Genomic DNA, 13,008 nt, shown 5'->3' with positions numbered 1-13,008 from the left:
GTAACCAACGCCGCAATCGCCGAGAGGGCTCGGCTCCTACACGTACAGGGCCCGGGGATTTCCCGCCCCCAGCCGTTAACGCCGCCGGCCCGTGGCGATGCCGCCGAGCAGCAGCAGGAACAGCGCAGCGGCAACCAGCCAGGGGAGCCAGGGCATGCCCGCCGCCTCGTCGCCGGTCTCCTGGCCGCCGTCGGCCTCGGCCGGCTCGGGGATCTCCTGCGCCTCCTGCGCGGTAGGGTCTTCCAGCGGCTGGATCTCGGTGACGCGACTGGGGTCGGCCTCGGGCTCCGCCCGGTCGATCTGCGCGGCCGCCCGCACCGCCTCGAAGGCCGCGCGCAGCTCGGCGTCGTCCAGGCGCTCGGCCACCTCGTCCAGCATGGGGTGATCCGGGCGCGTGTGACCGCTGCCGGGCAGGCCGTGCTCGGCGACCAGTTCCGCGAAGCGCTCGGACAATGCATCCAGCACCTCGGGATCGGCGTCCCAGAATCCGTGGCTGGCCGCGACCAGGTGAACGGCCTGCAGGTGAGTTTTCACGTGCACGTTGTGGCCGTCGGCCAGGAACTCCTGCATCCCCAACCCGTGGCGGTCCTGGAGGTACACGTCGTGCACCTCGTCCCAGACCCAGGAGCGGATGATCTCCGGGTTGGTCACCTGCCAGCCCCACAGGTTGTCGACGAAGTCCCGGGCCATGGTGCGGGCCCCGGCATAGCCGTGATCCATCAGCGGCTCGATCCACTGCGGGTTCAGGTTCTGCCCCTGCAATTCGCGCATCAGCGCGCGGCCCAGGGTCTCCACCCGCGGGTCGTCCGGATCGGCGTGCTGCAGCACGCGGTTGTCCGGCACCTCGCCGCGGATGCTCTCGACCGCGGTGGACAGACCGCCCTGGAAGTCGAACCCATCGTCGTTGTCCAGCAGGCCGTAGAGATGCGAGGCCCGCCCGAGGTAGGTCCGTCCGACCTGGCCCAGACGGGCCTCGAAGGCCTCGTGCGCAGAGCCACCGGACTCATCCGCCCCGTAGGCATGGCCCATGCGCCGCAGGTAGGCCGCACCCAGTTCGGCACGGTCCTCCCAGGCGCCGGAGCGATCCGCCAGCCGGTTGACCCCCGCGCCGTAGGCCCCGGGCGCGGAGCCAAACACGCGCAGGGCCGCCTGCTGCCCGGCCCCGGCGCCATCGAGCCCGGCCGCACGCAGGGCCTGGGTGTCCTCCACCCACTGCGCGGCCACATCGTTACGCGCCAGCGGCTCGTCGCCCGGATCGCGCAGGTCCTGCCCCAGCGGGGCCAGGGCCGCCTCCAGTGCCTCTTCCAGTTCGGGGTATTCCGCAAGAATGATCTCGGACGAGCCATCCAGCGCGAGGCGGGCGGCACGATCCAGCCACACCAGCTGGTCCTCGTACAGGTCGCGGAACAAACCGGAGGTGGTGAACAGGGCATCGCGACGGCGGTCACGCTCCGCCTCGTCGAGGTCCATGCGCTCCAGTCCCTGGACAATCCCGCGACTGTTCCAGGCCGGGCGAATGCCCAGCATATCCATGCCGAAGGCGATCATCACGCCCTCGTCGCGCACGGTATCCGACGCCCAGAGGATGATCGCCTCGCTGCCGTCGGCCTCGGGATCGCCGTGCTCACGGGCATCCGCGGCCAGTTCCTGGCCAATGCCCCAGGCAATGCGCGTGGGCACCAGATCCGCCGCCAGGGCATGGAAGTTGCGCCCGGTCGGCAACACCTCCGGCGTCCGGATCGGATCGTTGCCCTGCCCCGGCGGCACGAAACGCCCCTCCAGGGCCGCCAGCAGATGCGCACGCTCGCTGGCCGGCGATCCGCGCAGCTTCGCGTCCCAGTCGTCGCCGATCGCGTCGTCACCGGCCATCGACTCAAGCATCGTGTCCACGGCCTCGTCGCTCCAGTCGCGCCCGAACACGTGCAGCCCCAGGGGCATCTGGTCTTCCTGCATGTCGGTCAGGTAGTGGCCGATCTCGTGGACCAGCAACTCCTCGTCCATCTCGGACAGCCGGGTCGTGGCGTGTTCGTCATGCCCCTCATCCGCATGCTCGTTCTCATGATCATGCTCATGGGCGTGCTCGTGCTCTTCATCCCCATGTTCCCGGTGATGGTCCGCGTCACGCTGCTCGTCGCCATGTTCGTCCGCATGACCTTCGCCATGCCCGGTGGTGTCGGGCTCTTCGTCATGACCCACGTGGTGATCGCCGTGGTCGTCATGGTGGTGCCCGTGGTCGTGATGATGCCCCCGGGCCATTTCCCGCTCGATGGTCTCGGTCAGGCCGAGATCCTCGATACGTTCGCGCAGGGTCTGTACCGCCCGCGAACGGGTGGCGGCATCCGGCTGAGCCGCGGCCTCGTAGGTCTCCACCAGCTGGCGCAGTTCCAGCAGGCTGTCGTACAGCTCGGTCGCCGCCAATGGCGGGGTCAGGTGGCTGATCATCACGCCCATGGCCCGGCGCTTGGCCTGGATGCCCTCGCCCACCCCATCGACGATGTAGGGGTAGATGATCGGCAGGGCGCCCCCGAGGATCTCGGGGTAGTCATCTGCCGCCAGACCCGCCCGCCGACGCGGCAGGAATTCGCGGGTCGAGTGGCGGCCGACATAGACCAGCGCATCCGCCTCGAAGTGATCGCGGATCCAGTGGTAGAAACCAACATACTGGTGGGTCGGCGGGAAGGTGGTATTCGCGTGCAGCAGGCGCTCGCTGACCTCCCAGCCGCGCGGCGGCTGCGGGCCGATGAACACGTTGCCGAACTCGATCCCCGGGAACAGCATCTCGCCGTCGCGGGTCATCGCCTCGCCCGGCGGCTCGCCCCAGCCGGTCAGGCCGGGGATGCCCGTGCGCACCAGCGCCTTGCGCAATTGCTCGGTCGTCGCATGCGCGTCCTCACCCGCCAGCGTGGCCTCCCAGGCCGCCTCGAACTGTGCCAGCAGGTCCAGCGCCCGATCCTGGGCCGCGTGCGGATAGCTCTCGAGCATGTGGCGCAGATCACCGACACCGCTTTCCAGCGCGGCTTGTGCCAAATCGATCTCGTCGGCGGCTTTGGCCGCCTCCAGCCTCGCCTGCAGGTAGCCGATCGGGCCATCCACCAACTCGGCCCGGATCGACTCCGGCAGGCCGTCGAAATAGGCCTGGTACTGCTCGCGATCGAGCGCGGCCACCCGGCCGGCGATCGCGTCCAGCGCATCTGCCTGCTCCGGGAGATTCACCGCCCGGTCCTGGATCATGTCCAGCAGGGCTTCGGCATCCTCCGGCACGTTGTCGCCCAGGTCATAGCCGGCCGCCTCCAGCCGCTGCAACATCTCCAGCAGGGACTCGGGCACATCCAGCTTGTCCGCGCCGATGTTCTGGCGACCCGGCGGATGGTTGTAGTAGACGACCGCGACCCGCTTGTGCGCGTTGTCGAGGGCACGCAGCCGCTGCCAACTTGCCACCCGGTCGGCCAAAGCCTCCACGCGCTCGCCCACCGGCTCGGTCAGTGTCAGGCGCACACCCGTGCGTTCATCCTGTTCCGGGGCGCCCGCGGCCGCCAGCACCATCGGCTGGCTCATACCCTGCAACTCCGGCATGGCCACGTGGTAGTGCACCTTGTCCCAGGGAATGCCTTCGTGCGACAGCCGCCACTGGGTCGCGCTCACGTCCGCCAGGCGGATGCCCTTGATCACCGGGACATCCAGCTCGCCGAAGGCCTCGGCCACCGCCTCGCGGTTGCCGCCCCCGCCGACCACGAAGTCCTGCAGACTCACGATCCCGACGAGATCCGCCGGCCCGATCGTATCGGCGAGTGTCTCGACCGCCTCGCGGCTCGCCCCGCCCCAGCGCGCGAGCACCACAAAACACTGGATCTCGCGGTTCTCCAGGACCTCGCAGGCCGCATCCAGCAGGGCGCGGTCGCCCGGCCGGTCACCGGTATCCAGATCCAGCAGCGCCACGGCCGGACCCGCCTCCAGATCGAGAGCGTCCGGATCGGGACTGGAGCTGCCATGACGGTAATAACGGATGGTCTCGCGCGGGTCCGGATCGGGCACGTCGATCGCGTGGCCGCCGTGCGCGGCCAGCCAGCGCATCAGGCCCTCCATGTTCTCCGGCGTGCGCCCCTGGTAGAACGCGCGCCCGGTCAGCCAGTCCGCCTGTTCGGGGAAGCGCTCCTGCTGTCGGGCCAGGTGCGCGCGCGGGTCCTCGCCCGGTTCGGGGTTGGCCGCCAGTTCGGTGCGCACCTCGTCATCGAGCCCCGCGAGTACGGCCTCACCGTCGATCCGCGACAACGCCGTCAGGTGGCGAACGCTGTTGATGGCCAGGATCGGGGCTCCCTCGGGCGGCGGGGCCTCCCGCAACAGGCGATCGAGGCGCGCGGCCTGATCCCCGAAGACGGCCGCCACGAGCACCGCGTCCGCCTCGCGCCACAGCGCCGCCACCGCCTCGTCCGACTTCTCCGTGAGCTGCTCCGGGGTGCGCAGAACGACCTCGGCCTCCGGATGGGCCTCGAGGAAGCGATGCGCCCCGGCGGCGACCTCCGCCGCCGAGCGATCGGAGACAACCCCCACCACGAGCGGCCCGGCCCCGGCCGTCCCGACCCCGAACAGAAAAAACGCCAAAGCAATCAGACTCGTGCAACGAACACGCATGGAGATTTCCCGAAAAACAGGCGCAAGGGGCCGCGAGGCGTGTACCCGACACGCCAGCGACCACTGCAATGGGATTGGGGCGCCGCCGCAGCGGCGCCCCTCAGAAGAGCGCTTCAGCCACGCCGGCTGGCCGGCTGCCAGAGGACCTCTTCGCCGTTCTCGTGGCGCGCGAGGACGCGACAGAGCACAAACAGGAGATCCGACAGCCGGTTGATGTAGGCCAGCGAACCCGGGCGCAACGCCTCGTGGTGATTGAGCGCAACGAGACGCCGTTCCGCCCGGCGGCAGACCGTACGGGCGATATGACAATCGGCCGCGGCCGGCCCGCCGCCCGGGAGGATGAACTCCTCCAGGGCCGGCAGATCATCGTTGAAGGACTCAAGCTCCACGTCCACACGCTCCACGGAGGCATCCGGCAACGCCTGATGGCCCGGCACGGCCAGTTCCGCCCCCAGGTCGAACAGCTCGTGCTGCACCAGCGCCAGCGAGCGCCGGACCTCTTCGGGCAGGTCATGGATCAGCAACCGGCCGATCACGCTGTTCAGCTCATCCACATCACCGAAGGCCTCGACGCGATGCGAGTCCTTGTCCACTCGCGAGCCGTCACCAAGGCCGGTTCGGCCTTCATCACCCGTGCGGGTCGCAATCTTCGACAGTCGATTACCCATGGATCACCTCTGCTGATAGCGCAGTTTCACGAACGCGGCACGCCCCGGCTGGTTGTAGCCGCCCGCCGTCTCGTAGTCCTTGTCGAACACGTTCTGGACCGAAGCCTGAAGCTGCCATTCCGGATGGATCTGATAGCTCGCGCGCAGGTTCAGAAGGCCATAGCCAGACAGCTGTTCATCGTTGTTGGCATCGTTGTACGAGCGACTCTTCGCGATCACAGACCCCCCGACCGAGAAACTTTGGAACTGCCGATCCAGATCGAAGCGGGCAGTTACCGGGGACCGGCGAGGAAGTTCATTGCCTGTTTCACGATCCTCTGCATTCAGAAGGGTCAACGAAGCGCGCGAAATCCAATCATAACGTTCGTATCCACCCTCCAACTCAAGCCCGGAAATCCTCGCTTCGTCGACGTTTTCAGGTGGCCAAACTGGAATCATTTTTTCCACTCTCGATTGGAAAATCGAGGCATCCAGATACCCTTGATCAAAGCTAGCGCGAAGGCCTATTTCAGCCGTTTCGGACTCTTCTGCTTGAAGTTCTGGATCACCCGCCCCCGGCCAATACAGTTGGTTAAACGTAGGCGCATTGAAGGCCGTTCCATAAGACGCGCGCAGCCGTAGGATGTTGGTAGCCTGCATACCCCAGGCTACCTGCCCTGTCACCTTGTCGCCAAACTGTTCATTGTCGTCGTAACGCAAACTTCCCTCGAAATCATGGCGGCCCAAGCCAACCTGAATCACCGAGTATGCTCCAACGTTGTACCGAGAATCTTCAGCATAATCGGTGGTGCTATCCACCCGGTCTTCATACGCATCGATGCCGGCAATCAAATAAACACGATCCGTTATCTCGAGATCGTTTCGCCAATCCACACCGTTGCGTTTGGTATCGAAGCGAGAAGAAAAAGCGCCTTCGTTGAAATTATCGTTCTCATCGCGACTGTGACTAACACTGAATTCGGTATCCCAAAAAGGGGTTACAGGCACTCGCAAGCCACCACGAAGGGCGGCATGCCGAAAATCAGTTTCATCTTCAGTGCCGTCTATTTCGGTTCTACCCTCTGAATACAGCACATTACCGAAAACCTCGACTCCATTATCGAGCCGGTGCGAGACCTTGGTGGCAAGCGAGGTGTTGTCATAGCCATCGCGGTCTTCATCGCCCACACCGTCTTGGACGTTGATGCCGTCGGTATCGAAGTGGCTGACCGAGAAGCTGTAGTTCGTGTTATCGGTACCACCCGCTACGCCAACGCCGACCTCCCACGTATTGAAACTACCGCCACCGAAAAATGCACTAACCTTCGGCGGCCCCTTGCGGCCTTCACGGGTGAAGACTTGCACAACCCCTCCGATCGCGTCGGAACCGTAGATACTGGTGCGCGGTCCGCGCACGATCTCCACGCGCTCGATCTCCTCCGGCGGCAGGAACTGCCAACTTGCCCCGCCACCCGTCGCAGAACCCATTCGAACTCCGTCGACCAGCAACAGGGTGTGCCCAGAGCTCGACCCCCGGGTGAAGACGGAAGTGGTCTTCCCGAAGGCGCTGTTTTGGGAGGTCTCGATGCCGGCTCGCCCTTCCAGAAGATCGGTGAACTGCTGGGGCTGCAGGCGCTCGATCTCTTCACGGTCGATGATGGTCACCGCCGCGAGAGTCTGGTCTACCGTCTGTGCGATGCGCGAAGCGGTGACCTGGACGGTCTCCAGGGTCTGCGCTTCGTTGGTATCCGGCGTGTCCGCCAGAACGGGAGTAGTGGCCAGAAGGATGGCCGCGGAAAGTGCTGTGCGTTTCATTTTTTGTTGTCTCCCGGCGAGCCGCCCGCACGCCGTTGATTCGTCGGGATCGCACAGACAGGGGGAGACAGACACGAGGGGGATCGGCCACGACCGGCGAACGGCCAGGCCCGATCATCCGCCTCGCATGCCCGCCGCATGCCGCGCGATCATTCCCTGGCCGGTCTCCGGACTGACGAGCGTTCCGGCGCGGCGCCTTCCCGAACCCAGGGTTCAGTGGCACTGGCCGCGACCATCAGAAACCGACGGGCGGTCTCTCGCTCGATCACCGTTGCGGGGGCAGCGTCGGATTCATCCCAGGGCCTTGCGGCCCGTCGGAGACTCACCGATCTTCCCGTTTAACCCGCCAAGCCGTGCTTGGTCGGGCACCGAGGAACGTAGCGAACCCTACACAGTTGGGCGCAAAATTACCAGCCGCTAACCTACCCGCCGCGCGATGCCGAAAGGAGCTGCCCAGGTTCGCATGTCTGAACCAATCATCGGCGGCGCCGTTCCTCGGCATACAGATAGCGGGTACCGCGTTTGAGCAGCAGCCCCCAAGTCTTGTCCTGCAGCATGGCGTCGAACTCGGGCGAGCGCTCGGCGCGTAACGCCACCGGGTGCGACTCGTCCCCGGGATGGGTCGCCAGCATGTCCAGGCGCTCGCGGTTGGCCCCATAGTGGCTGACCAGGAAGTCCCGCATGGAATCGCTCAATGGCAGGTGATAAATGCGCGTGAGGCGCATCGCCAGCCACTCGGCCATGCGCCCGAGATCCTGGCGGACCTTGCGCACCATCGCCGAGCCCAGGCCTGCCTTGGCATCCGCGCTCATGCCCACGTAGAGCCCGCCCAGATAGGCCGCGGGGTTGGCATAGATCGCGCGCTGGATACTGGGATTCGTAAGATCCACCAGCGGCTCCATGATCAAGGCGAGCTGGATCCCGATCCGCTTGGCGGTCTCCGCATCCAGTGCCGAGCCGCCAAAGTAAAACAGGTCACCCTCGCGCTCGATCTTGAGTTCCTTGAGGAAAGAGCAGAAGTGGCTGGCCAGCTTCAGCTTCTGGTCGTCGGTCAGCTCGATCAGCTCCTCGCTCACCCGGATGCCGCGCACGCTGCGTTTGAACCAGCGCTTCTCGCCCCGCTTCTCCACCTGCGCCCGACGCAGGGCCTCCCAGCGTTCTACCGCGTTGGTGTACCGGCTTTGCGACTGCATCAGGTGGTCGCGCGCCTCGCGCAGGTCCTCGACTCGGCGCAGCGCAAGACCGATGAGCTGCCCATCCGCGGAATTTTCCGGAGGTTCGAGATCCTCCAGTCGCTGCAGCGCCTCCAGCACCTGACGACCCAGACTGACGATCGGCTCGCGCAGGGCCTGTGGATCCAGGCCCGACGCCTCGTGCTGGGATAGCAGGATGCCGAGCGAGCGCAGGCGGCTGACCACCCCGGCCTGAGCCACACGGAAGCGGTTGCCCTGGGATTCGAGGCGGTCCAAGGCAGCCCCGAGCTGCCAGCCCCCCGACCATTCGAAGCTCAGCCGCTTGATCTGGCGTCCGTTCACCAACTCGAAGGCGAGGACAAAGATCGCTTGTACGTCATCGAGGGTGCAGCGCGCCAGGTCATCGGCGTCCGCGGCGGAGAACAGTCGATCCAGGAACTGATCCACCCGGCGCACACCGTCCTCCTGGGTTGGCGCCACGCCCCGCAAGCGGTCGCGCAGGAGATCCGCAACCTCCGGCGCCTCGTGATGCAGCTTCTCCAGGGCCGCGAGCCGGGAGTCCTCGGTCGCATCCACCAGATCCGCGACGCGCGAGCGCAGACCCAGGCGACGATAAATCTCGATCTGCTCCGCGGCGGCCGCCAAGCTGGCATCGCCGGTCATCTCGCGCACCGCGACCGCCACGGCCTCGGGGGCGATATCCACTTCGTGCAGCAGGACTTGGGCTGCCTTGCGCCGGCGCATGTCCGGGGTCATCTCTCCCATCGCCAGGTCGCGGGTGACGAACAGCAGATCCGGCAGCAAGTCGATGGTGTTGCGCAGCTGATCGCGCGAGCGCTCCTGGCGCTTGCCCCGTGTGGCGTCCGCCACGAAGCGCGCGACCAGGCCGATGACCCCGAACAGCAGGGTGTAAACGGCAAAGAAGATGAAGTTCTGTGCCGGGGCGGCGTGGCCGAAACCGAGAAAGTAGCCGCCCTGCATTGCCAGGAACGTGACTGGCCCGGCGGCCCACAGCAACTGCAGGAAGTTCAGCGACCAGGGAACACGCCGCGCGGTGGCGGCCACCTCGGTAATGCGGCTGCGCCCGGCCGCCTCGATCAGGACGTGTTCCTGTGACGGTCCGCCGGCCTGCGGGCTTTCCTGGCCCTGTGCCTCCCTGCGTTTACGAAAGCGACCGAACACGCGCCCCTGCTCCGGAATGGGTGGTTACCGCCGGCATGGCCGCAACGTGACCACTAGTGTAGGGAATGCGCGTTCGGTTCGCCCGAGTTTTGCAGTACTTTCGGGATCGGCCCCGGATCGCTCCCCTCGCCTCGCCTTCAGGCGGCGTCGCTGGGCTGTGCCCGGGCCTTCCCGGGCGGTGTGGAGATCACTTCGGGGGCATCGTCACGATAGAGGTAATCGCGGGTCAACGGCACCGCATCCTGCTGCTTGGCCATCTGCACGTGGAAGACCACCTGATCCCACCAGCGGAAGGTGGCCTCACAGCTGGCCAGGTAGAACTCCCACATGCGGCAGAAACGCTCATCGAAGCGTTCGACGGCCTCGGGCCGCACCTTCTGGAAGCGGCGATACCACTCGGCCAGCGTCTCGGCGTAATGCAGGCGCCAGAACTCGATATCGGTGGTGTACAGCGGCGTGGGCTCCAGCGCGCCCATCACCTCGGACAGGGCCGGCGTATACCCGCCCGGAAAGATGTACTTGCTCAGCCAGGGGTTGGAGGTACTCGGTGGTTCCTGACGCCCGATGGTGTGCAGCACCGCAATGCCTTCCGGCTTCAGCAGATCATGCACGCGCTGGAAGAACGTCTCGTAGTTGGGCGTGCCCACATGCTCGAACATGCCGACGCTGACGATGCGGTCGTACTGATCGTCGTGTTCGCGGTAGTCCTGATAGAGGAACCGCACCCGATCCTCGAGCCCCCGACGCTTGGCCTCGTCACGGGCAACCCGCAACTGCTCCTTCGACAGCGTCACGCCATCGACATGGACACCGGCATGCTCGGCGAGATGGAAGGCCAGACCGCCCCAGCCGCAACCGATGTCGAGCACCCGCATGCCCGGCTCCAGCATCAACTTCTTCCGCAGCATCGCGCACTTGGCCTGCTGCGCCTCTTCCAGCGTCATATCCGGGCGCTCGAAATAGGCGCAGCTGTAGAACATGCCCTCGTCCAGGAACTGACGATAAAGCCACTCATCGACGTCGTAGTGATGGGCGATGTTCTGGTAACAGCGCGCCACCTTGTTGCCCTGCTCGATCAGGGCCCGCAGCATGCGCACTGCAGGGTTGACCCGCTGCTTGAACATCGGCGCGAAGTTGCGCATGGCCACGTCGAGGAACACCTGCAGGCCCTCGGGGCCGGGCGACCACAGGCCGTCCATGTAGGTCTCGCCCAGCTGGAAGCCCGGGTCGCGCCCAATCTTGCGTAACGCCGCCTTGTCATGCACCTGCATGGTGATTTCCGGCGCGCCGTTCCCGAAACGCTGCTCACGGCCATCCGGATGCCGCAGCACGAAGGCCCCGTAGCGTATGTACTGCTCCAGTAACCGCTCGATCATCTCTACCCCTGTCCTTGTTCTAGCGGTCGGGTCTCTCAGCCCCCACGCGTAACGCCGAACGTGACCGTGCCGCAGACTCTAGACTCAGTCTAATAACCGATGTCTCGCATTGTCCACGCAGCCGCCGGAGGGAGAAGACATCGAGCCATCTCGATGTGCGGCCCGGCTGACCGACAGCAAACCCTTCTGTAATCGCCTACAACTCATGGGGACAGTACCGCATTCCCATCCCCGATGGCATACCCCGAAGATCGCTTTCCCCAACGTCGAAAAAACGGCTACCCTGCACCCATGACGCTACGACCCACCCAAGCCTGCCAGCACTGCACCCTGCGCCAGCTCTGCCTGCCCATGGGCCTGCCCCAGGATGAACTCTGGCAACTCGACCAAATCGTCCAGCAACGCCGGCCGATCGCCAAGGGTGCGCCCCTGTTCACCATGGGGACCAAGTTCGAAGCGCTGTACGCGGTCCGCACCGGGGCACTGAAAACGGTGCTGATCTCCGATGACGGGACCGAACAGATCACCGGCTTCGCGCTGGCCGGCGACCTCCTGGGGCTGGACGCGATCCACTCCGGCAAGCACCCGGTCAGTGCCATTGCGCTGGAGTCCACCAGCGTCTGCGCCGTGCCCTACGGCCATGTCGACGACCTCGCCGGCCGCCTGCCGACCTTCCGCCAGCACATGATGAGCGTGATGAGTCAGGAACTGGCCCAGGACGAAAGCCTGCACGCCCTGCTCGGCCAACGTACCGCGGAGCAGCGTCTGGCGACCTTCCTGATCGTCCTGTCGGAACGCCATCGCGCCCGCGGCCTGTCCCCCGAGCGGTTCTACCTGCCCATGTCACGGGCAGACATCGCCAACCACCTGGGCCTGACCCAGGAGACCATCAGCCGCCTGTTTACTCAGCTGCGCAACCAGGGTGTGATCAACCTGCACACCCGGGATCTGGAGATCCTCCAGCCCGACGGCCTGCGCAACACGGCCGGGGTCACCTTCACCTCCGCCGCGAGCAGTGCCTGAACCCGGACCCAAGCCGGAGCCAGGGGAAGACCCACTGGCCACAGACTTCGCCCCGTTCTGGGCATTCGCCGCCAGCCTCTGGGCCGACCCCGTCGCGCGTGAGCGCCTGATGCGCTGGCAGGACGATTTTGGCGTGGACGTGATGCTGGCGTTGTTTGCCCTGTGGTACCCGCAGCCCCTGAGCACCCCGCAATGGCGGGCACTACGGGAAACGGCCCGGCGCTGGCAGGCATCCTCCACCGAACGCCTCCGCGTACTGCGTCGGCAACTCCACACCCCCGAACGCGACACGCTCTACCGCGCCGTACTGGCGCTGGAGCTGCAAAGCGAGCGCCTCGGCGGCCTGCAACTGCTCGCAGAGGCCCGACGCCAGGCCGAACAGAGCACCGGGGCCAACGCCATCGATCCCCAGCGCCGACTGCGCACCCTGTTCCCCGATCTGCCGGATGCCGAGATCCGCGACGGAGTGCGCGCGTTTGCCGCGGCCTGACCGGCGCCGTGCTGCACGCGAGGGCAGATTCCGGCTATGCTCCCCGCACATTGACCGAACACGGCAGGATTCATGTCGGAAGATCTGCGCAGTCAGCTCCTGAAGAAGGGGCTGGTGGACGAAAAACAGGTTCGCCAGGCCAAGTCGCAAAAGCACAAGGCCCAGAAAGGCAACGCGAAAAAGAAAAAGGACCGCAATACCGGTCCGGAGCCAGGCGTTGCCGAGGCGCGCAAGGCCGAGCAGGCCGAGCGTTCGCGACAGAAGAACCGCGAACAGCAGGAGCGTGCCGAACGCCGGGCGCGCCACGCGCAGATCCGCGAACTAGTGAGCACCCACCTGGCGCCAATCCCCACCGGCGATGCCGCGCTGGATTATCACTTCCAGCAGGGCGGGCAGATCCGCCACCTCCCGGTGACCGCCGACCTGCAAAAGCGCCTGGCCGATGGCCGCGCCGCGCTTGCCGGCCTGGATGTGCGCCCGGAAAAGGGGTTCCGGGTCATCCCGCGAGAGACCGCCGACCGCATCCGCGAGCGCGATCCGGAATGGCCACTGGTCATCCCCGCCGAGGACGAAACCGGATCGGAACCCGCCCCGGACGACCCGTACAAGGACTACGTCGTACCCGACGACCTCATGTGGTGACTGCAGGGGAA

The 13,008-nt window shown here is 66.0% G+C and carries 8 protein-coding genes and 1 riboswitch; of the genes, 3 read left to right on the top strand and 5 right to left on the bottom strand.

From position 1 onward, the window contains the following. Window positions 1-75: 75 nt before the first annotated feature. The 5 genes from F792_RS0109990 to F792_RS0109970 form a co-directional block, all read right to left on the bottom strand. A complete protein-coding gene (locus F792_RS0109990; protein WP_026305949.1) occupies window positions 76-4,629 on the bottom strand; it encodes a cobaltochelatase subunit CobN in 4,554 nt (1,517 codons plus the stop codon). Between the two features lie 113 nt (window positions 4,630-4,742). Next, window positions 4,743-5,297: a cob(I)yrinic acid a,c-diamide adenosyltransferase gene (locus F792_RS0109985; protein ID WP_026287978.1), complete on the bottom strand. Its 555-nt coding sequence runs from the start codon at window positions 5,295-5,297 to the stop codon at window positions 4,743-4,745. Between the two features lie 3 nt (window positions 5,298-5,300). After that, window positions 5,301-7,091 carry a TonB-dependent receptor domain-containing protein gene (locus F792_RS0109980; RefSeq protein WP_018169467.1) on the bottom strand — a complete coding sequence of 597 codons (1,791 nt, stop codon included), beginning with the start codon at window positions 7,089-7,091 and terminating at the stop codon, window positions 5,301-5,303. Between the two features lie 140 nt (window positions 7,092-7,231). Further along, window positions 7,232-7,479, bottom strand: a riboswitch (cobalamin riboswitch). 88 nt (window positions 7,480-7,567) lie between these two features. Then, on the bottom strand, window positions 7,568-9,466 hold the full coding sequence (locus F792_RS0109975) for a hypothetical protein (RefSeq protein WP_018169466.1): 1,899 nt from the start codon (window positions 9,464-9,466) through the stop codon (window positions 7,568-7,570). A 137-nt stretch (window positions 9,467-9,603) separates the two neighbouring features. Further along, entirely contained in the window at window positions 9,604-10,842 is a 1,239-nt protein-coding gene (locus F792_RS0109970; protein WP_018169465.1) for a cyclopropane-fatty-acyl-phospholipid synthase family protein, read from the bottom strand. Between the two features lie 291 nt (window positions 10,843-11,133). On the opposite strand from F792_RS0109970, the gene fnr reads away from it, so the two are divergent. The 3 genes from fnr to F792_RS0109955 all read left to right on the top strand — a co-directional run bounded on the left by fnr (window position 11,134) and on the right by F792_RS0109955 (window position 12,997). Next, window positions 11,134-11,865, top strand: a complete 732-nt coding sequence (fnr, locus tag F792_RS0109965) for a fumarate/nitrate reduction transcriptional regulator Fnr (protein ID WP_026313073.1) — start codon at window positions 11,134-11,136, stop codon at window positions 11,863-11,865. Continuing rightward, complete coding sequence (locus F792_RS0109960; protein WP_018169463.1) at window positions 11,858-12,355, top strand: DUF2390 domain-containing protein; 498 nt, start codon at window positions 11,858-11,860, stop codon at window positions 12,353-12,355. The genes fnr and F792_RS0109960 overlap by 8 nt, the downstream gene beginning before the upstream one ends. Before the next feature lie 72 nt (window positions 12,356-12,427). Then, the gene (locus tag F792_RS0109955) at window positions 12,428-12,997 is read left to right on the top strand and encodes a DUF2058 domain-containing protein (protein ID WP_018169462.1); all 570 of its coding nucleotides are present in this window, start codon (window positions 12,428-12,430) and stop codon (window positions 12,995-12,997) included. Window positions 12,998-13,008 lie beyond the last annotated feature (11 nt).

Origin of the sequence: Thioalkalivibrio sp. ALMg9, from assembly GCF_000380625.1 — a bacterium.
In the GTDB taxonomy this organism is placed as follows: domain Bacteria; phylum Pseudomonadota; class Gammaproteobacteria; order Ectothiorhodospirales; family Ectothiorhodospiraceae; genus Thioalkalivibrio; species Thioalkalivibrio versutus.
This window is presented reverse-complemented; position numbering and strand designations above follow the sequence as displayed.